The organism is Actinomadura sp. 7K534, from assembly GCF_004348575.1.
Lineage (GTDB): Bacteria > Actinomycetota > Actinomycetes > Streptosporangiales > Streptosporangiaceae > Spirillospora > Spirillospora livida.
On sequence record NZ_SMKB01000002.1, the window covers coordinates 1 to 21021 of the forward strand.

Consider the following 21021-nt stretch of genomic DNA (forward strand, 5'->3'; position numbering starts at 1 on the left):
GGAGGGCCAGGTCGGAACCGGGGTCGTCCCTGTCGGCCGCCATGAGCTGGTAGAAGGCCGAAGGGGTCTGGTTCAGGACGGTGACGCGCTCGTCCACCAGCAGCTTCAGGAAGTCCTGCGGCGAACGCGAGGTCATGTACGGGACGACGACAAGACGCCCGCCGTACAGAAGCGAACCCCACAGCTCCCACACCGTGAAGTCGAACGCGTAGGAATGGAACAGCGTCCACACGTCGTCCGGGCCGAAGTCGAACCACTGCTCCGTCGAGCGCAGCAGCCGCACCACGTTCTGGTGCGGCACCACGACGCCCTTGGGCCGACCCGTCGAACCGGAGGTGTAGATGACGTACGCCGGATGCTCAGGGTCGATGGCCGCACCGAGGTCGGTGTCGTCGTATCCGGTGGCATCGAGGTCGTCCGGGCCGATGGTCAGCACCGGCCGGGCGTCCTCGACCATGTACGCGATGCGGTCCTCCGGATAGTCCGGATCCATCGGCACGTACGCCGCGCCCGTCTTCAGCACCGCCAACAGCGCTACCACGAGGTCCGCCGAACGCGGCAGCGACAGCGCCACGAAGCGTTCCGGGCCCGCGCCCTGCTCGACCAGGCGGCGGGCGAGGCGGTTGGCCTTGGCGTTCACCTCGCCGTACGTCCAGGACACGCCGTCGCACGTCACCGCGGGCGCGTCCGGACGCGCCGCCGCCTGCGCCTCGAACAGCGCCGGGATCGTGCTCCGCTCCGCCACCGGGGCGCGTCCCCCGGCCCAGTCGCCGAGGATCTCGGCGCGCTCGTCCCCGGACAGGACGTCGGCCGCGCCGATGGGCGCGTCGGGGTCGGCGAGCAGCGAGGCCAGGTACCGCTCGAAGCGCTCGATGAGCCGCCGCGCGGTGGCCGGGTCGTAGAGGTCGAGCGCGTACTCCAGCTCGCCGTCGAGCCCGTCCTCGCGCTCGGTGAGGATCATCAGCAGGTCGAAGCGGGCGGCGCCCGAGGTCAGCGGCTCCACCGCGGCGCTGAACCCCGGCATCTCCAGCCGCGCCTCGGGGTTGTTCTGGAAGGTGAGCCCCACCTGGAACAGCGGGTGCCGGGCCAGGTGGCGCGGCGGGTTCAGCACCTCGACGAGCCGCTCGAACGGCACGTCCTGGTGCGCGTACGCGGCGAGGTCGGTCTCCCGCACGCGGCCGACGAGCTCGCGGAACGACGGGTTCCCCGACGTGTCGGTGCGGAAGACGAGCATGTTGACGAACATGCCGACGAGGTCGTCCAGGGCCTCGTCCGAGCGGCCCGCGATCGGCGACCCGATCGGCACGTCGGTCCCGGCGCCGAGCCTGGTCAGCAGTCCCGCGAACGCGGCCTGGGCGACCATGAAGGGGCTGGCGCCGGTCGCGCGGGCGAGGGCGAGCAGCGGCCCGTGGACGTCGGGGCCGAGCCGGAAGCGGGCCGTGCCGCCCCGGTAGGACGCCTGCGCCGGGCGCGGCCGGTCGGCGGGGAGCCGCAGCTCCTCCGGCAGCCCGGCCAGGGCGTCCTTCCAGTAGGCGATCTGCCGGGAGATCAGGCTGTCCGGGTCGTCCTCGGAACCGAAGAGGTCCTGCTGCCAGAGCGTGTAGTCGGCGTACTGGACGGGCAGCGGCGCCCACCGCGGCGCGTTCCCGCCGGCGCGGGCCGCGTAGGCCGTGATCACGTCGCGGGCCAGCGGCGCCATCGACCACCCGTCGGCCGCGACGTGGTGCATGAGCAGCAGCGCGACGTGCTCCTCCGGCCCGAGCCGGAACAGGTGGGTGCGCAGCGGCGGCTCGGCGGAGATGTCGAAGGCGTACCCGGCGGCCATGGCGAGCCGCGTCGGCAGCTCCGCCTCCGTCGTGTCGGCGACCTCCAGCTCGGGGCGGGCCGCGGCCGGGTCCAGGACGAGCTGGCGCGGCACTCCCCCGCTGTCGGGCAGGACCGTGCGGAGCGTCTCGTGCCGCTCGACGACGTCGCCGATGGCGGCGCGGAGCGCGGCGACGTCCAACCGGCCGCGGATGCGCAGCGCGGTCGGCATGTTGTAGGTGGCCGACGGCCCCTCGAACCGGTTGAGGAACCAGAGCCGCTGCTGCGCGTACGACGGCGGGACCGCGGCGGGCCGCTCCCGCCGCTCCAGCACTGGGCGCCCCGGCTCGTGCCGCGCGCCGCGCCCGAGCAGGGCGGCGAGGCCCGCGACGGTCGGCGCCTCGAACAGCGCGCGGACGGGCAGCTCCACGTCGAGGACGCGGCGGACGCGGCTCACGACCCGCATCGCGATGAGCGAGTTGCCGCCGAGCGCGAAGAAGTCGTCGTCCGCGCCGACCCGGTCGACGCCGAGGAGGTCGGCGAAGACCGCCGCGACGGCCTCCTCCGTCTCGCCGGACGGGGCACGGTACGCGGTCGCCGGGGCGGCCGCGAGCTCCGGCTTCGGCAGGGCCTTGACGTCGACCTTGCCGTTCGGGGTGAGCGGCATCTCGTCCAGGACGACGACGGCCGCGGGCACCATCGACTCCGGCAGGCTCTCCCGGATGTGCGCGCGCAGCTCCTCCGGGTCGGGCGCCTCGCCGGGCGCGGCGACCACGTACGCGACGAGCCGCTTCTCCACCGGTCCCTCGACCGCCGGCGCCTCGGCCGCCGGCTCCCGGACGGAGTCGGCGGGGGCGCCGGGGAGGTCGAGACCCTCGACGGTGACGGCCGCGCCGGAGGCGACGACGGCCTCCAGAGTCCGCCGGAACCAGCCGGCGAGGCGCTCGGCGGTGTCCCGGTCGAACAGGTCGAGGGCGTATTCGAGGGTTCCGGCGAACCCGCCCCCGCCGTCGCGGGCGTCCTCCAGCAGGAACTCCAGGTCGAACTTGGCGACCCCGGCGTCCACCGGCTCGACGGCGACGTTCAGGCCGGGCAGCTCGACCGACGCCTCGGGGTTGTTCTGCAGCGTCAGCATGACCTGGAACAGCGGGTGCCGGGACAGGGACCGCACCGGGTTCAGCACCTCGACGAGCCGCTCGAACGGCACGTCCTGGTGCGCGTACGCGGCGAGGTCGGCGTCGCGGACGCGGGCGAGCAGCTCCGCGAACGACGGGTCGCCGGACGTGTCGGTCCGCAGCACCAGCGTGTTGACGAACACGCCGACGAGATCGTCCAGGGCCTCGTCGGTGCGGCCCGCGACCGGCGAGCCGATCGGCACGTCCGTGCCGGCGCCGAGCCGGGTGAGCAGCGCGGCGAGCGCCGCGTGCAGGACCATGAACACGCTGACCTGGTGGTCGCGGGCGAGCGCGCGCAGCCCGTCCGCCAGCTCGGCGGGGACCTCGAACGGGACCTGCGCGCCCCGGTAGGACGCGCGGTCCGGCCGCGGCCGGTCGGCCGGCAGCCGGATCTCGCCGGGCAGCCCGGCGAGGGCGTCCTTCCAGTAGGCGATCTGCCGCGCGGCGAGGCTCGCCGGGTCGCGCTCGGAACCGAGCAGCTCCCGCTGCCAGAGGGCGTAGTCCGCGTACTGGACGGGCAGCGGCGCCCACTCGGGGGCGCGGCCGTGCCGGCGGGCCAGGTAGGCGGTGATCACGTCGCGGGCCAGCGGCGCCATCGACCAGCCGTCGCCCGCGATGTGGTGCATGACGATCAGCAGGAGGTGCTCGTCCGCGCCGAGCCGGTACAGGTGGGCGCGGATCGGCAGCTCGTTCGCCAGGTCGAAGCCGCGCGTGGCGTCCGTGAAGAGGGTGCCCGGCACGTCGTCGGTCTCCCCGACCGTCAGCACCGGGTCGGCGTCGCCGGGTGCCAGGACGACCTGGTGCGGCTCGCCGTCGGCGTCGCCGAACAGCGTGCGCAGCGACTCGTGCCGGGCGACGACGTCGCGGAGCGCCTCCCGCATCGCGTCGTGGTCGACCGCGCCGGTCAGCCGCAGCGGGATCGGCATGTTGTAGGTGGCGGTCAGCCCTTCGAGCCGGTTCAGGAACCAGAGCCGCTCCTGCGCGTACGACACCGGCAGCGGGTCGGGCCGCCCGGCGGGCCGCAGCGCCGGGCGCGCGGCGGCCGTCGCGGAGGCGATGTGCTCGGCGAGGCCCGCGACGGTCGGCGCCTCGAACAGCGCCCGGACCGGCAGCTCCACGTCCAGCGCGGCGCGGGCGCGGGCGACGACGCGGGTCGCCTTGAGCGAGTCGCCGCCGAGGTCGAAGAACCCGTCGTCGACGCCGACCCGGTCCAGGCCGAGGACGTCGGCGAAGATCCCGGACAGGATCTCCTCGCGGGCGTCGCGCGGGCCGCGGTCGGTGAGCGACGCGGCGAAGTCCGGCTCCGGCAGCGCGGCGCGGTCGAGCTTGCCGTTCGGGTTCAGCGGCATCGCGTCCAGCACGACGACCGCGGACGGCACCATGTAGTCCGGCAGCGTCCTCGCGACGAACGCGCGCAGCTCCGCGGGCTCGACGCGGCCGCCCGGGGACGCGACGACGTATCCGGCGAGGACGTTGTCGCCGACCGCGTCGCGGCGGGCGACGACGACGCTCTGCGCCACCGCCGGGTGGTCCGACAGCACCGTCTCGATCTCGCCGAGCTCGATCCGGAACCCGCGGACCTTCACCTGGTGGTCGAGGCGGCCGAGGTACTCGATGTGCCCCGCGCGGTTCCATCGGACCAGGTCCCCCGTCCGGTACATCCGTTCCCCCGGCCCGGCGAACGGGCAGGCGACGAACCGGTCGGCGGTCAGCGCGGGCCGGCGCAGGTAGCCGCGCGCCAGCCCGTCGCCGGACACGTACAGCTCCCCGGGCACGCCGACCGGGACCGGCCGCAGCCGCTCGTCCAGCACGTACGCGCGGGTGTTGGCCATCGGGCGGCCGATCGGGGCGTGGCCGTCGGTGTTGCCGTCGTCGTACCAGCCGGTGACGAAGACCGTCGCCTCGGTGGGGCCGTAGATGTTGGAGATCCGCGCGTCCGGCAGCAGCGCCCGCAGGTCCCGGACGAGCTGCGGCGGCAGCGCCTCCCCGCCGAGCGCCACGTCCCCGGCGTCCAGCCGGAACCCGCCGTCCGGGCCGCCGCGCGACAGCAGCACCGCCACCGCGGACGGCACGCCGCTGATCAGCGTCCCGGACCAGCCGCCGCGCTCGGCGATCTCCAGCAGGTCGCGGACGACCTCGATCTCGCCGCCGATCGTGAGCGGCACCAGCCACTCGAACACCGACACGTCGAAGTTGAGGGACGTGGAGAACAGGACGCGGCGCATCCGGTCGGGGCCGTAGCTCGCCATCGACTCGGCGCAGAAGTCCACGACGTTCGCGTGGGAGATCACGACGCCCTTGGGGCGGCCCGTCGAACCGGACGTGTAGATGACGTACGCCGGGTTGCCCGGGTGCAGGGGCCGGACGCGCTCGGCGTCGGTGACGTCCTCCCCCGGGTACCCGTCGAGGGACAGCGCGTCGAGCTCGATCCGGGGCGTGCCGCCGGGCAGCTCCACGGAGCGGGTCGTGATGACGCAGGCCGGGGCGGCGTCCTCCAGCATGTAGGCGATCCGGTCGGCCGGGTACGCCGGGTCGATCGGCTGGTACCCGGCGCCCGCCTTGAGGACGGCCAGCGCCGCGGCCACCAGGCCGGCGTCGCGGGGCAGGGCGAGGGCGACGAAGTCCTCGGGGCCCACGCCGTGCTCGATGAGGCACCGGGCCAGGCGGTTCGCGCGGTCGTTCAGCTCGGCGTAGCGGAGCCGCGTGTCGCCCGCGATGACGGCGGTCGCGTCCGGTGTGCGGGCCGCCTGCGCCTCGAACAGGTCCGGGACGACGGCGGACGCGACGGGCAGCCGGGTGTCGTTCCAGTCGTTCAGGAGCGTGTCTCGCTCGGCGTCGTCCAGGAGGTCGACGGCGCTGAGCGGCAGGGACGGGTCGGCGGCGACCTGGGCGAGGAGCCGCTCCAGCCGGGCGGCCATCGACGCGGCGGTCTCCGGGTCGAACAGGTCCAGCGCGTACTCCAGCCGGCACTCGATCCCGGCCGGGTCGCCGGCGGCGTCGTGCCGCTCGTCGACGAGGAGGGCGAGGTCGAAGCGGGACACGCCCGGGTCGACGGGCTCCAGCGCGACGGTCAGGCCCGGCAGCGCGACCCGCGCGGACGGGTCGTTCTGCATCGAGATCATCACCTGGAACAGCGGGTGCCGCGCCATCGACCGCTGCGGGTTGAGGACCTCGACGAGCCGCTCGAACGGCACGTCCTGGTGGGCGAAGGCGGCGAGGTCGGCGTCGCGGACGCGGGCGAGCAGCTCCGCGAACGACGGGTCGCCGGACGTGTCGGTCCGCAGCACCAGCGTGTTGACGAACACGCCGACCAGGTCGTTCAGGGCCTCGTCCGGGCGGCCCGCGACCGGGGAGCCGATCGGGACGTCGGTCCCGGCGCCGAGCCGGGTGAACAGCCCGGCGAGCGCGGCCTGCACCACCATGAACATGCTGGCGCGGTGGTCGCGGCCGAGCGCGGCCAGCGCGGCGTGCAGGCCGGGCGGCAGGGCGAACGCGTGCTGGGCGCCCCGGTAGGTGGCGCGCGCCGGGCGGGGCCGGTCGGCGGGCAGGCCCAGCTCTTCGGGGATCCCGGCGAGCGCCGTCCGCCAGTACGCGAGCTGCCGGGCGACGACGCTGCCCGGATCGGTCTCGTCGCCGAGGACCTCCCGCTGCCAGAGGGAGTAGTCGGCGTACTGGACCGGCAGCGGCGCCCACCGCGGCTCCTCGCCGGCGGCGCGGGCGGCGTAGGCGGTGATGAGGTCGGCGGCGAGCGGCTCCATCGACCAGCCGTCGCCGGCGATGTGGTGCAGCACCAGCAGGAGCAGGTGGTCGTCGTCGGCGATCCGGAAGACGTGCGCGCGGACCGGCGCCTCGGCGGCCAGGTCGAACCCGCGGGTCGCCGCCGCGAACACCGCCGCGTCGAGGCCGGCCGGGTCGCAGTCGGCGACCTCGGGCTCGGGGCGGATCTCGTCCAGCGCGCGGACCCGCTGGTAGGGCTCCCCCTCGACCACCGTGAACACGGTGCGCAGCGACTCGTGCCGCGCCATCACGTCGCGCATCGCGGCGCGGACGGCGGCCAGGTCGAACGCACCGGTCAGCCGCAGCGGGATCGGGATGTGGTAGGTCGCGGAGGGGCCTTCGAGGTCGTGGATGAACCACAGCCGCCGCTGCGCGTACGACACGGGGACGAGTTCGGGGCGCTCGGCCGGGACCAGCCTGGACCTGGCGCCCGCGCCCGTCTCCGCCAGCAGTTCCGCGAGCGCGGCGACGGTCGGCGCCTCGAACAGGGCGCGGACGGCCAGGTCGGCGTTCAGCGCCGAGCGGACGCGGGACACGACGCGGGTGGCCTTGAGGGAGTCGCCGCCGAGGTCGAAGAAGTTGTCGTCGACCCCGACCCGCTCCACGCCGAGCACCTCGGCGAACGCCGCGCACAGGATCTCCTCGCGGGCGTTCCGCGGGCCGCGGCCCGCGGCGGCCGGGGCGAGGACCGGCTCGGGCAGCGCGGCGCGGTCGAGCTTGCCGTTCGGGTTCAGCGGCATCGCGTCCAGCACGACGATCGCGGACGGCACCATGTACTCGGGCAGCACCGCCGCGACGGACCGCTTCAGCTCGGCGGGGTCGGCGCCGTCCGCCACGGCGTAGCCGACGAGGACGGTGTCGCCGGCGGCGTCCTCGCGGGCGACGACGACGCTCTGCGTCACCGCCGGGTGCGCGGACAGCGCCGTCTCGATCTCGCCCGGCTCGATCCGGAAGCCCCGCACCTTCACCTGGTGGTCGAGGCGGCCGAGGTACTCGATCTGGCCGGCGTCGTGTCCCTGTGAGGGGGCGACCCCCCACGCCCCCCGGGAACTGCTCTGACGCCAGCGGACGAGGTCGCCCGTCCGGTACATCCGCTCACCCGGCTTACCGAACGGGCACGCCACGAACCGGTCGGCGCTCAGCTCAGGGCGGTTCAGGTAGCCGCGCGCCAGCCCGTCCCCCGCCAGGTACAGCTCTCCGGGAACCCCGGCCGGGACGGGTTCGAGGGCCGCGTCCAGCACGTAGGCGCGGGTGTTGGCGAGCGGCGCGCCGATCGGCGCGTGGCCGCCGGTGTTGCCGTCGTCGAACCAGGCGGTGACGTAGACGGTCGCCTCGGTGGGGCCGTAGATGTTGGAGATGCGGGCGTCCGGGGCGAGGGCGCGCAGGTCGTGGACGAGCCGCGCCGGGAGCGCCTCACCGGCGAGAACGATGTCCCCCGCCTCAAGGTGGAGCGAGCCCGTGGCGAGCAGCGCGGACATCGCGGACGGGACGCCGCTGATCAGCGTCCCCTTCCAGCCGCCGCGCTCCGCCACGTCGAGCAGGTCGCGGACGACCTCGATGTGCCCGCCCGCGGTGAGGGGGGTCAGCCACTCGAACACCGACACGTCGAAGTTCAGCGACGTGGAGAACAGCACCCGGGCGAGGCGCTCCGGGCCGAAGTCCTCGTTCGCCCAGGCGCACAGGTCGACGACGTTGGCGTGCGAGACGACGACGCCCTTCGGGCGGCCCGTCGAACCGGACGTGTAGATGACGTAGGCCGCGTTGCCGGGGCGGAGGGGCCGGACGCGGTCGGCGTCCGTGGGGGCCGTCGCCGGGTACGCGGCGAGGTCGAGGCCGTCCAGCGGGACGCGCGGGGTCGCGCCGGGCAGGTCCGCGCCGGACGTCGTGATGACGCAGGCCGGGGCGGCGTCCTCCAGCATGTACGCGATCCGGCCGGGCGGGTACGCCAGGTCGACCGGCTGGTACGCGGCGCCCGCCTTCAGCACCGCGAGGGCGGCGACGACCAGGTCCGCGTTCCGCGGCAGGGCCAGCGCGACGAAGTCCTCGGCGCCGACACCTCGGGCGATCAGGTGGTGGGCGAGGCGGTTGGCGCGCTCGTCCAGCTCCCGGTAGGTCAGCGTGGTGTCGCCGTGGGTGACGGCGGGCGCGCCGGGGGTGCGGGCGGCCTGGGCCTCGAACAACTCGGGGACGACGGCGGGCTCGACGTGCAGCGCCGTGCCGTTCCACTCCTCCAGGACGCGGGCCCGCTCGGCGTCGTCCAGCAGCCCGATCTCGCGGAGCGGCGTGGCCGGGTCGGCGGCACCGAGGGTGCGCAGCAGCCGGACGTAGCGCTCCAGGTGCGTCGCGACCTCGTCCCCGGCGTAGAGGTCGGGGTGGGCGTCGAAGTCGACGCGCATCCCCGTCCCGTCGAAGTTGTCGTAGATGTTGATCGACAGGTCGTCGATGGGGCCGGTCGTGATGGCGTGCGCCCGCGCCGGCAGGCCCGCGAAGTCGAGCCGGTAGTCGAAGGCCATGACGTTGATGACCGGACCGTGCAGGCGGCGGCGCTCGCCGAGCAGCCGCAGGTCGCGCAGCAGGTCCTCGCGGCGGTACCGCTGGTGGCGCAGCACCCGCGCGCTCGCCCGCGTCGCCGCCCGGACCAGCTCCTCCACGGTCATGTCGGGCCGGACGCGCACGCGCAGCGGCAGCACCGTCGACAGCATCGCGGGCGTCTCGCGCGACGCGGCGGAGGCCCGCCCGCTGACCGCGAGGCCGAGGATGACGTCCTCGGTCCCGGTCATCCGCGCCACGTAGGCCGCGGTCGCGGCGATCGCCAGGCCCGGCGCCGCGGTGCGCAGCCGGCGGGCGCCGGCCGCGAGCGCCGCCGTCCCGTCCGGCGGGACGACGGTGCTGCGGCTCAGGTAGTCGGCGGTCGGCTCGGCCATGCCGTCCGCCAGCGAGACCGCGACGGGGCGGTCGGCGAACCGCTCCAGCCAGTAGGCGCGGTCGCGCTCGAACTTCTCCGACGCCCGGTAGGCGTCCTCCTCGGCGAGGACCGCCCGGAAGTCGCCCAGCTCGCCCGGCTCGTACTCGCCGCCGTTGGCCAGCAGGGTGTAGATCTCGGCGGCGCGGCGGCTGATCATCAGGCCGCTGTAGGCGTCCAGCGTCGTGTGGTGGGCGCGCAGGAACCACCGGTGCAGGTCCGGGGACAGCCGCAGCAGGGCCGTGCGGTGGAGCCGCCCGCCGTCCGGCGGCAGCGGCTCGGCCATCCGCTCCTTCATCCACGCCCGCGCCGCGGCGTCCGGGTCGGGCTCGCCGGACAGGTCCACGAGGGGGATCGTCGCCGTCGCGTCCGGGTCGAGGATCTGGTGCGGAATTCCGTCCACCTCGACGATGCGCGCGTTCATCGCGAGCGACTCGTGCGCGGCGATGCGCGCCACCCGGTCGAACAGCCCGTGGTCGACCGGTCCCTCGATCTGGATGTACTGCGCAATGTGGATCGGCGTTTCGGGCGCCAGTTGCTGCGCGTACCAGACGCTCCGCTGAGCGGCCGAAAGAGGAACGTACTCGGTGGACATCAAGCGGCACTTTCCCGGTCGAAGGGGGTTGGCTTTACGCCCGCCATCGGCACCGGCCCGGCGCCGGCGGGCAGAAAACTAAAGAGAATGACCACACAAATCGGGCTGTTCCCCGTCCCCTTTCACCCCGAGCCTTTCCGGGAACGCGATCGGCCCGCGTGAACCCGGGACTGAACGCCCTGTGGTCCCGCCAATACAGAGCGCCGCCGCTTTCCGCCCTCGACCGGGACCGCTCTGGACCCATGCTCTACTCAGGAGTAGCGGAGCCACAGTCAACCAGCCCGTCACATGCCTCGCAATCCCCTCAAAAGCAGAACTTGACCCGCCCCATTGCTAACAGGAGTGACAAAACGGCCGGTGAGCGTCCTGGCGGCGCGCCGCGCGACGCTCGCCGGGTGACAAAGGTTGACAACACATACCACACAAAGCGATTACGCAGCGTGACATTCACCCGGCCGGGTACTCGTGCACGACGACCGCGGCGGCCCCCACCGAGGGGTGCCGCTGCAGCACCGCCTCGATCTCCCCGAGCTCCATCCGCACCCCGGCGATCTTGACCTGCCGGTCGACGCGGCCGAGGTACTGCAGGGTGGGGCGGTCCTCGCCGCCCTCGCCCGCCCCGAGCAGCCGCACCGCGTCGCCCGTCCGGTAGAGGCGGCCCGTCGGCAAGTCGCCGAACGGGTCGCGGTAGAACGCCTCGCGCGTCCGCTCGTCGTTGCCCAGGTAGCCGCGCCCGACGACCACGCCGCCGACGAACAGCTCCCCGGTCTCGCCCGCGTCGCACGCCGCCCACGTCCCGTCGTCCTCCTCCCGCAGCACGTACAGGCGGGCGTTGACGACCGGCGTCCCGATCGGGAGGCGCAGCAGCCGCAGGTCGCCGGCCGTCACCGTGTGGTGGGTGACGTCGTCGGAGCACTCGGTGGGGCCGTAGGCGTTCAGGAGCAGGGCGTGCGGCATCGCGTCCAGCCAGCGCCGGGACAGCTCCGCGGGCAGTTCCTCCCCCGTGGCGATCATCCAGCGCAGACTCGGCAGGCTGCCGGGCGCGAGGTCGTCCAGGAGGTGCCTGACCATGGTCGGGACGAGCTCCACGATCGTGATGCCCCGGTCGTCCACGGCCCGCGCGAACGCGACGGGGTCGTGCGCGACGTCGTCGCCGACGACGTCCACCCGGCCGCCCAGCAGCAGGGGGCACAGCATCTGCCAGATCGAGATGTCGAAGCCGAGCGGGGCGGTGAACGCCACGACGTCCGCGCCGGTCAGCTCCAGGTCGACGATCTTGGCCCAGAGGTGGTTGACCATGCCCTGGTGCTCGACCACCGCGCCCTTCGGACGGCCCGTCGACCCCGAGGTGAACAGGACGTACCGGGGCTGGTCGAGGGCGTGCAGGCGCGGTTCGCCGGGCCACGGTTCGAGGCCGTCCGCCGCGGCGATCCGCACGACCCGGCAGCCGGCGTCCGCGGCGCCCTGCCGCAGCGCCTCCGCGTCGCCGGCGCCGTCGTCCGCCAGCAGCAGCACCGAAGCCCCGGCCTGGTCGAGGACGTCGCGGACGCGCCCCGCGGGCCACGTCTCGTCGGCGGGCACGTAGAGGGCGCCGACCAGCTCGATCGCGAGGAACGCGGCGATGACGGACGCCGAGCGGGGGCCGCCGACGCCGACGACCGTGCCGGGCTCGACCCCCTCGTCCTCAAGCAGCGCGGCCAGCCGGCGGGCCTGCGCGGCCAGGCCGGAGTAGGAGAGCACGCGGGCACCGTCGTCGGTGATCGCGGGACGGTCGCGCTCGGCGGCGAACCGCTCCACCCGCGTGATGACGGGGTCGGCGAGGTCGACGTCCGCCTCGCGCGCCATCCCGTGCCGGGCGGTCAGCTCGCGGGCCCGCGCCAGCTCCGCCGCGGGCACGTCCAGGGCGGGCAGCCCGGCCAGGGGGAGCAGCCGGTCCACGGCGGGTCCGCGAGCACTCATCATTACTCTCCGTGAGGTAGGACTTCTCCGCTGTCATCGACCAAAACAAGCGGGGGCCATAGCTTATCCGCGCCCTGACAGAAGCATCTCGCATTCGTCACTACCGGTCGGTAAGTAGGGGGTTGCGGGGGGAAGATGCACGCAGGTACCGTGATGAGCCGCCATGGCCAGGCGTGCCCGCGGCGAACTTCGGGGATGATGAGGGAATTGCTTCTTCATTTGAGGGTGACAGCGTGCCCATAATAACCTCGCCGCAGGAATTCAATGTCGACGACCTTTACGTCGACTTGCGGCATGTGATCGACCGTCCGCTGTACCTCAAATGCGAGGGCTTCAATTTCGCGGGCTCGGTGAAACTGAAGGCCGCCGCCGCGATGGTGGAGGCGGCGGAGGCCGAGGGCGCGCTCACCCCGGACTCGGTGATCGTGGAGTCCTCGTCCGGGAACCTCGGCATCGCGCTCAGCCTGATCGCGGCGAGCCGGGGGCTGAAGTTCGTGTGCGTCACCGATCCGCGCTGCAACCCGGCGTCCATGCGGGTCATGCGGGCGCTCGGCGCCGAGGTCCGCGTCGTGTCCGACAAGGACGACAACGGCGGCTACCTCGGCGGCCGCATCGCGCACGTCCGGGAGCTGTGCGAGTCCGGCCGCCAGTACGTGTGGCTGAACCAGTACGCCAACCGGAACAACTGGCTGGCCCACTACCGCGGGACCGCTCCATCGATCGACCGGGAGTTCCCCGACCTGGAGGTTCTCTTCGTCGGCGCGGGCACCACCGGCACGCTGATGGGCTGCGCCCGGTACTTCCGCGAGCGGAACCGGCCCGTCACGATCGTCGCGGTGGACGCGGTCGGCTCCGTCACGTTCGGCGGCATCCCCGAGCGCCGCATGGTGCCGGGCCTCGGCACCAGCAGCAAGCCCGACCTGGTGGACGAGTCGCTCGTCGACGACGTGGTGCACGTCGCCGAGCCCGACACGATCCGGACCGTCCGCGCCCTGTCGTCGCGGGGGTTCCTGTTCGGCGGCTCCACCGGCACCGTCGTGTCCGGGGCGTGCCGCTGGCTGGAGGCCAAGTACCCCGGCGAGGACCCGGTCGCGGTGGCCATCGCCCCCGACCTCGGCGAGCGCTACCTGGACTCCATCTACGAGGAGAGCTGGGTACGGGAGCACTTCGGCGAACTGCCGCCCGATATCCTCGAGCACTGATCATCCCGGTCGGAACACGGAGCACTTTCATGACGCAGGCCCCCTCATTCGCCGTGATCTCCGGCGCCCAGGTCCACGACGCGGTCGCCGGGCGGGAGGAGCAGGTCACCCGGATGGTCGAGGCCGCCTACCGGCTGCACGGCGAGGGGCGGACCGTCAACCCCGACTCCTACTTCCTGCGGTTCCCCGACCGCCCGGCCGACCGGATCATCGCGCTGCCCGCCTCCGTCGAGGGCGACGTCGGCGTGCACGGCATCAAGTGGATCTCCAGCTTCCCCGGCAACGTCGCGAACGGCATCCCCCGCGCGTCCGCCGTGCTCATCCTCAACGACGCCGAGACCGGCTACCCGTTCGCGTGCCTGGAGAGCTCCATCATCAGCGCGGCCCGCACCGCCGCGTCCGCCGCCCTCGCCGCCGCGACCCTGGCCGACGCCCGCGGCGACCGGCCCCGCACGATCGGCTTCGTCGGCGTCGGCCTCATCGCCCGCTACATCCACACCTACCTGGCGGGCAACGGCTTCACGTTCGACGCGCTCGGCGTCCACGACCTGTCCCCCGACCACGCGGCGGGCTTCAAGGGCTACCTGGAGCGCTCGGAGAAGGGCGACATCACCGTCCACGACTCGGCCGAGTCGCTGATCCGCTCGTCCGACCTGGTCGTCTTCGCCACCGTCGCCGGCGAGCCGCACGTCGCCGACCCGGCCTGGTTCGCGCACAACCCGCTCGTCCTGCACATCTCGCTGCGCGACCTGTCCCCCGAGATCATCCTGTCGTCGTGCAACATCGTGGACGACGTCGAGCACTGCATGAAGGCCAACACGTCCCCCCACCTGGCCGAGCAGCAGGTCGGCAACCGCGACTTCGTCGACGGCACCCTGTACGACGTCCTCACCGGCAAGACCACCCCGCCCGCCGACAAGCCCGTCGTCTTCTCCCCCTTCGGCCTGGGCGTCCTCGACCTGGCCGTCGCCCGCTACGTCTACAACGAGGTCACCGCCTCCGGCGCCCTCCACACCGTCCCAGGCTTCTTCCACGACCTGAGCCGCTACGGCTGATCCGCCGCCCGGGCGTCGGCGAGGTCGCTGACGACGATGACTCGGCCGTCGCCCGTGTCAGGATCGCCGAGCATCGATTCGGGGTCGACGACGTAGACGGACCGGCCATCGAGCGCGAGTCGACGCACGACCTCCAGCAGCATGCGCCTGGCGACGTCGTCGACCGAGTAGACCATCGTGAGATCCAAGGCCACCCGGGCCTCGGCCGACTCGATGTCCACGGCCTCTCGAACCACTCTCTCGGCTCCGGCGAAGCGGAGCCCGCCCTGCAGTCGGAGCACCCGTACCGCATCCGCACCGGTGCCGACGACGTGGTTGGATCGCATGACCGCGCGTGCAGCCGCCGGAACCTCCATCACATGCAGCCCCATGTCGGCCGAGAACCGTTCGAACAGCGACACTCCGCGAACGCTGGTCCCGTGGGGATCCAGCCGGGGGGAGAACGTCGCGATGCCGATCTGGCCTGGCAGGGCGCCGATCAGCCCCCCGGCCACACCGCTCTTCGCCGGAATTCCGACCTGGGTGGCCCAGTCGCCGGCGGCGTCGTACATGCCGCAGGTGGCCATGACGCTCAGTACCTGACGGATCACGGACTCGGGGACTACCTGCTCGCCTGAGACGGGGTTGACTCCGCGGTTGGCCAGAGTGGCGGCCATCAGGGCCAGATCGCGAGCCGTGACGAGCAGGGAGCACTGGCGGGTGTAGCCGGCCACGACAGTGGTCGGGTCCTCGGTGAGGATGTCGTGGCTGCGCAGCATGTGCGCGATCGCGAGGTTGCGGTATGCGTTCTCCAGCTCCGAGGTGCACACGGACTCGTCGATCGCCAGCCGGCGTCCGGCGAACGCGGAGAGCCCGGCCACCACGCGCTCCAAGCGCTCCGCCGAGTCCAGCTCCGCGGACCCGATGAGCGAGTGCGTCGTGATCGCACCGGCGTTGATCATGGGATTGAGCGGGCGCCCAGAGCCGCTTTCCAAGGAGATCTCGTTGAACGCCTCCCCGGACGGTTCGACGCCGACCTTGGCCAGCACGGCGTCGAAGCCTCGATCGGCCAGCGCGAGAGCGTAGGTGAACGGCTTGGAGATCGACTGGATCGTGAACTCGGCATCGATGTCGCCGGCGCCGTAGATCTCGCCGTCGACTGTGGCGAACACCGCGCCGAGCTGCTCGGGATCCGCCGCTGCGAGTTCGGGGATGTATCCCGCCGGTGCACCGGACCTGTTCGATGCGACTCCCTCGAGCACCTCGATCAGGTAGTCGGGAATCGGTGACCTCATAGCCTTCCCCCCATACATGTGCCGCGACGGTGGAGCCCCACCGAGCGGTCCGCGTCACTTCGATGGCGACCGCCTCGGATCGCTGCCGCCTGCGCGCCTCCCGTCCCGGTCAGCCGTGCGGCGGGTTCTTGCCGATCTCTCCGAGATGGGTGTGCCGGAAAGAGTCCGGCAGCTTCAGTCCATACCCCAACGCGCGGTCGACGCCGACGTGGAAGGCTGCCTCGACCCGTTGGGTGACGCGGACCTGTCCGGTCATCGGTCCGCCAGGAAGGCGCGCAGGGCGTCGTCGGCCTCTTCGGCGTGCGTCCAGGGCAGCCCGTGCGGTGCCCCTTCGCCCCCGACGTACGGCCCGTGAGCTGCGCGCCACCGGCGGGCACCCGCGCAAACGCACCGCCCAGCCCACCGACGCCCTCACCCCGCATGAGCTGCAGATCGCGCGGCTGGTGGCCACCGGGGCGACCTCACGCGAGGTGGCGCAGCTGTTCCTCAGTCCCCGCACGATCAAGGCCCACCTGCGCAGCATCTTCCGCAAGCTCGACATCACCTCGCGTCGGCAGCTGAAGGACCTGCGCCTCACCTGAAGGCCGTCGACACGCGGCGATCGGTCCCACCTACGTAGACCACCCCGGTCTGCCGGCACTCAGGGACGTTCACCGACGCGAAGCGTCCGCCCCGCGCAGCAGCATCACCACTGAGAAGAACCGCCGACCAGGAGGTGCGAGCATGACGAGGGAACTCACCGCGACCGGACGGGGATGGCCCCGGCTGCGGGTCGAGGACTGGACCGCGACCCGCGACACCCTGCACATGTGGACCCAGATCGTCGGCAAGATCCGGCTGTCGCGGGCACCGCTGGTCAACCATTGGTGGCAGGTCACCCTGTACGTCACCCCGCGGGGCCTGACCACCGGCAGCATCCCCGACGGCAACGGCCTCTTCGAGATCGAGTTCGACTTCGTCGACCACCGGCTGGCCGTCCGGAGGAGCGACGGAGGCGCCGAGACCGTCCGGCTCGAGCCGAAGCCGGTGGCCCGGTTCCACCGGGAGACTCTGGCGGCGCTGAGCCGGCTGGGCATCCAGGTCGAGATCCAGGACCGTCCCAACGAGGTCGACCCGGCGATCCCGTTCGCCGAGGACACCGAGCACGCCTCCTACGACCCCGAGGCCGCGCGCCTGTTCTGGGGGCAGTTGATCCAGGCCCACCGGGTGTTCGGCGAGTTCCGATCCCACTTCGTCGGGAAGGTCAGCCCCGTGCACTTCTTCTGGGGCGCGATGGACCTGGCCTGCACCCGGTTCTCCGGGCGGCCGGCGCCCGAGCATCCCGGCGGAGCCCCCAACTGCGGGGACTGGGTGATGGTGGAGGGCTACTCACGCGAGCTGAGCAGCTGCGGCTTCTGGCCCGGCGGAGGAGAGGAGGGCGCCTTCTACGCCTACGCCTACCCCGAACCCGACGGGTTCGCCGACTACCGGGTCGGGCCCGAGGCGGCCTACTACAGCACCGCTAACGGCCAGTTCCTGCTGCCCTACGAAGCGGTGCGCACCGCCGAGGACCCCGACCGGGCGCTGCTGGAGTTCCTGCACAGCACCTACGAGGCCGCCGCTGAGCGCGGCAACTGGGACCGGGCGAGTCTCGAGGACGACCCCGCCCGGTGGCAGGACCAGCAGCGGCAACACTGACCCATCCGCGCGACATTGGAGTCCCAGCACGACCAAGGGTCCGACGACACCGAGCAAAGGAGCATGCCGATGGCCACCCCAGCGACCCACGACAACCTGCCCGCCCCCGTCGAGGGGCTCATCCTCACCCACTTCCTCACCGTCCGCGACGTCGCCGCCTCCCGGGACTTCTACGCCGGCGTCTTCGGCGGTGAGGTGGTGCTGGACGAGAACCCGGGGATCGTGAAGATCGCCAACAGCTGGATCATCATGAACCCCGGCGGCGGCCCCACCCCGGACAAGCCGGACATCAGCCTGGCCGCCCCGCAGCCAGGCGGCGCCGTGTCCAGTTTTCTCAACGTCCGCGTCGCCGACATCGCCGCCTTCTACGCCCAGGCCACCGCCAAAGGCGCCGAGTTCCTCACCGAACCCCTGGACCGAAAGGCCGAGCTCCGCTGCTACATGCGCGACCCAGACGGCTACCTGATCGAGATCGGCCAGGCCACCGGCATGCTCGAAGGGGTCCTCGCCGACCCGCCGGCCGACTCCGGACAGTAGGCCACACGGGCGTTACCCGCCCCCGTGGCCGGCCGGCGCGACAACGCCGAGCAACGCCACCACCCACACCCGCCACCGCGGAAGGCCGAGACCGATGAGCAATGACGACACGAGCGACGCCGCCGCCGATGACGCGCGCGACCGCTTCACCCAGGCCGCCGCGCTGGGGTGCGCGGCACTGGTGGACGCGATGGGCAGGGTCCACCGTCACCGGGCGCACATCCTCCCCCTGACCAGCCCCGATCCGGCCCGGCCGCTGTTCGGGCCGGCCTCCACCCTCGCCTACCTGCCCTACCGCGACGACCTGCCCCAGTCCGGGACCGGGTTCGCCGAGCTGTTCTACCAGGCCCTCGGCGCACAGCCGCGGGGACGAGTGCTGGTGCTCTCCAGCGGCGGCTACCCCGACGCATCCCACGGAGGCGGCACCAAGCTCTCCCGCGGCGACCACCAGCAGATCGCGGGAGTCCTCGCCGACGGGCGACTGCGCGACTTCACCGAGCTGCGCGGCTACCGGTTCGCCACCTGGTGCCGCGGTGAGGCGACCCGGTGGGGCGGGGACACCGTGATGCCCTACGCGGCAGGCGTCGCCGTCGAGATCGCCGGCGTCACGATCACCCCCGGCGACTACGTCTACGCCGACACCGCCGGCGCGGTCGTGATCCCGGCCGCCAGCATCGACCGGGTCCTGGCCGAAGCACACGCCGTCGAGGCCGAGGACGCCCGGGACGCCGAAGAGATCCGAACGGAGGAAGCACCTTAACGAGCCTGCTCCAGATCGTCGAGATGGCGTTCGAGGACGACGAGTTGGCGGGTTGCCCGGGTCATCGCGACGTAGTGGTCCACCGCTCCTTCGATGCCTTCGCCGAACTTCTCCGGATCGATGAGGACGACCAGGTCGAACTCGAGGCCCTTCGCCAGTTCCGGCGTCAGGGAGCGGACGCGGGGGGTCGGCTCGAACGCGGGGTCGCCGATGACGCAGGCGGTCCCCTCGGTGTGTTCGGCCAGCCAGGTTTCCAGGACGGAGTGCAGGTCCGCGGTCGAGCCGTGGATCACGGGGGCGTCGCCGGTGCGGATGGAGGTCGGGACGTTCGCGTCCGGGAGGACGGCCCTGATGACCGGCTCGGCCTCCGCCATGATCGGCTCCGGGGTGCGGTAGTTGATGCTCAGCGAGGCCGACTCGATGCGGTCCAGCCCGATCCGCTTGAGCCGGTCCTGCCACGACTCGGTGAACCCGTGCCTGGCCTGGGCGCGGTCCCCGACGATGGTGAAGCTGCGGGACGGGCAGCGGGCCAGCAGCATCTGCCACTCCGCGTCGGTGAGCTCCTGGGCCTCGTCCACCACGATGTGCGCGAACGGGCCCGCGAGCCGGTCGGGGTCGGTGCCGGGGAGCGCGCTCTCGTCGACCAGGCTGACCTGGGCGTCCTGTCCGCGCAGCATCACCACCAGGCCCTCGCCGTCGTCGCCGTCGGCGCCCGAGGCCGCCGCGGCGTCGATCAGGTTGTCGACCACCTGCGCCATCTGCTCGCGCTGGGCGGCGAGCGCGGCGTCATGGCGGCGCTTGCGGTTGGACGCCGCCGGGTCGCCGAGCCGCCGGCGCGCCGCGTCCAGAAGGGGCAGGTCGGACACCGTCCAGGCGTGGGCGTCGGCGCGCTGCAGCCGCCGGACCTCGCCGGGGTCGAGCCATGGGGCGCACAGGCGCAGGTAGGCGGGCACCGACCACAGGTCGCCGACGAGGTCGGCCGGCTCGATCACGGGCCACGCCCGGTTGAAGGTGGACAGCAGCTCCCGGTCCTGCCCCAGCGCCCTGCGGAGGAGCTCGGGTGAGACGTCGTCGTCGAGCCGGTCCGTGAGGATGGCGACCAGTTCGTCCCAGATCTGCTCGCGCGCCTCGTTGTGCGGGGTACCGGGTTCCGGGGCGGCGAACGCCTCGGCCCAGTCGTCCGGGCCCAGCCAGATGTCGGACCAGTGGGTCGAGACCGTCATCCCCTCGGCGGGCGCCTTCTCGTAGAACCGGACGGCCGGCTCGATGGCCTTCACCAGGTCCGCGGACGACTTCAGCCTCGCGACCTCCGGGTCGGCCTCACCCCTCGCCTCGGCCCCCTCCGGCAGGAGGTCCCGCAGCGTGCAGGTCTGGACGCCGTCCTCCCCGAGGCTGGGCAGGACGTCCGCGACGTAGGCCAGGTAGGGCTGGTGCGGCCCGACGAACAGCACACCGCCCCGGTTCTGGCCGAGCCGCGGGTCGGAGTAGAGGAGGTAGGCGGAGCGGTGCAGCGCCACGACGGTCTTCCCGGTGCCCGGGCCGCCGTCGACCACCAGGGCGCCGCGGGAGCCCGCGCGGATGATCGCGTCCTGATCGGCCTGGATGGTGCCGAGCACGTCCCGCATCCGGGCCGACCGGTGGCCGCCCAGGCTCGCGATGAACGCGGACTGGTCGTCCAGCGCGGCGTGCCCTTCGAAGCCGTCCGGGGTGAACACCTCGTCCCAGTAGTCGCTGATCCGGCCGCGGGTCCAGCGGTACCGGCGGCGGCTCGCCAGCCCCATCGGGTTGGCGTGGGTCGCCCCGAAGAACGGCTCCGCCGCCGGGGAGCGCCAGTCGACCAGCAGGCGGCGGCCGGAGCCGTCCTTGAGGCCGAGCCGCCCCACGTACACGGGCTCGGGGTCGTCCGCCCGGACGAAGTGCCCGAGGCAGAGGTCCAGCCCGAAGCGGCGCAGCAGCCGCAGCCGCCCGCTCAGCCGGTGGATCTCCATGTCCCGGTCCAGGGCCTGCCGGCCGATGCCGCCGGGCGCCATGCGCGCGTCGTCGAGGCGTCCGGAGATGTCGGCGATCGAGTGCTCCAGGCTCTCCGCGATGGCCGCGAAGTGCCGCTCGTCTCCGGCGATCAGCGCCGGGTCGGCCTTGTGGGCGAGGGTGCGGGGAAGGTCGAAGGCGCCGGTGGTCAGCGGCTCCAAGTGATCAACTCCGATCTGGCGTTTCCGCAGGTTGCGGCCTCGGATGCACGATTGTG

General features: G+C 72.9%; 11 protein-coding genes. 6 read left to right on the forward strand and 5 right to left on the reverse strand.

The window, feature by feature from the left end; genetic code table 11:
* On the reverse strand, positions 1-10312 hold a 10312-nt coding region (locus tag E1266_RS00715; protein WP_132042581.1), incomplete at its 3' end, for a non-ribosomal peptide synthetase.
* Positions 10313-10759: 447 nt separating this feature from the next.
* Positions 10760-12271, reverse strand: a complete 1512-nt coding sequence (locus tag E1266_RS00720; RefSeq protein WP_132042583.1) for an amino acid adenylation domain-containing protein — start codon at positions 12269-12271, stop codon at positions 10760-10762.
* Positions 12272-12504: 233 nt separating this feature from the next.
* Here E1266_RS00720 and sbnA point away from each other — a divergent pair, with 233 nt between their 5' ends.
* Together sbnA and sbnB are read left to right on the forward strand one after the other, a co-directional pair.
* Positions 12505-13473: a 2,3-diaminopropionate biosynthesis protein SbnA gene (gene sbnA, locus E1266_RS00725; RefSeq protein WP_132042585.1), complete on the forward strand. Its 969-nt coding sequence runs from the start codon at positions 12505-12507 to the stop codon at positions 13471-13473.
* A 29-nt stretch (positions 13474-13502) separates the two neighbouring features.
* Complete coding sequence (gene sbnB / locus E1266_RS00730; protein ID WP_132042587.1) at positions 13503-14528, forward strand: 2,3-diaminopropionate biosynthesis protein SbnB; 1026 nt, start codon at positions 13503-13505, stop codon at positions 14526-14528.
* Here the strand turns inward: sbnB and E1266_RS00735 are convergent.
* On the reverse strand, positions 14519-15802 hold the full coding sequence (locus tag E1266_RS00735; protein WP_132042589.1) for a glutaminase: 1284 nt from the start codon (positions 15800-15802) through the stop codon (positions 14519-14521). The two genes, sbnB and E1266_RS00735, sit on opposite strands and share 10 nt — an antisense overlap.
* A 109-nt stretch (positions 15803-15911) precedes the next feature.
* The gene (locus tag E1266_RS00740) at positions 15912-16058 is read right to left on the reverse strand and encodes a DUF4260 family protein (RefSeq protein WP_132042591.1); all 147 of its coding nucleotides are present in this window, start codon (positions 16056-16058) and stop codon (positions 15912-15914) included.
* A gap of 67 nt (positions 16059-16125) precedes the next feature.
* Here E1266_RS00740 and E1266_RS00750 point away from each other — a divergent pair, with 67 nt between their 5' ends.
* The 4 genes from E1266_RS00750 (at position 16126) to E1266_RS00765 (ending at position 18776) form a co-directional block, all read left to right on the forward strand.
* Positions 16126-16383 carry a helix-turn-helix transcriptional regulator gene (locus tag E1266_RS00750; protein ID WP_207945356.1) on the forward strand — a complete coding sequence of 86 codons (258 nt, stop codon included), beginning with the start codon at positions 16126-16128 and terminating at the stop codon, positions 16381-16383.
* Positions 16384-16525: 142 nt separating this feature from the next.
* Positions 16526-17479, forward strand: a complete 954-nt coding sequence (locus E1266_RS00755; protein ID WP_132042593.1) for a DUF5996 family protein — start codon at positions 16526-16528, stop codon at positions 17477-17479.
* A 69-nt stretch (positions 17480-17548) separates the two neighbouring features.
* Complete coding sequence (locus tag E1266_RS00760) at positions 17549-18016, forward strand: VOC family protein (protein ID WP_132042596.1); 468 nt, start codon at positions 17549-17551, stop codon at positions 18014-18016.
* A gap of 94 nt (positions 18017-18110) precedes the next feature.
* On the forward strand, positions 18111-18776 hold the full coding sequence (locus E1266_RS00765; RefSeq protein ID WP_132042598.1) for an RraA family protein: 666 nt from the start codon (positions 18111-18113) through the stop codon (positions 18774-18776).
* Here E1266_RS00765 and helR read toward each other — a convergent pair.
* A complete protein-coding gene (gene helR, locus E1266_RS00770) occupies positions 18773-20965 on the reverse strand; it encodes an RNA polymerase recycling motor ATPase HelR (RefSeq protein WP_132042600.1) in 2193 nt (730 codons plus the stop codon). The two genes, E1266_RS00765 and helR, sit on opposite strands and share 4 nt — an antisense overlap.
* Positions 20966-21021 lie beyond the last annotated feature (56 nt).

Bases quoted from the DNA above. Each gene is read 5' to 3' on its own strand.
- E1266_RS00720 (WP_132042583.1), bottom strand. From the start codon at position 12,271: ATGAGTGCTCGCGGACCCGCCGTGGACCGGCTGCTCCCCCTGGCCGGG.
- sbnB (WP_132042587.1), top strand. From the start codon at position 13,503: ATGACGCAGGCCCCCTCATTCGCCGTGATCTCCGGCGCCCAGGTCCAC.
- E1266_RS00735 (WP_132042589.1), bottom strand. From the start codon at position 15,802: ATGAGGTCACCGATTCCCGACTACCTGATCGAGGTGCTCGAGGGAGTC.
- E1266_RS00740 (WP_132042591.1), bottom strand. From the start codon at position 16,058: ATGACCGGACAGGTCCGCGTCACCCAACGGGTCGAGGCAGCCTTCCAC.
- E1266_RS00755 (WP_132042593.1), top strand. From the start codon at position 16,526: ATGACGAGGGAACTCACCGCGACCGGACGGGGATGGCCCCGGCTGCGG.
- E1266_RS00760 (WP_132042596.1), top strand. From the start codon at position 17,549: ATGGCCACCCCAGCGACCCACGACAACCTGCCCGCCCCCGTCGAGGGG.
- E1266_RS00765 (WP_132042598.1), top strand. From the start codon at position 18,111: ATGAGCAATGACGACACGAGCGACGCCGCCGCCGATGACGCGCGCGAC.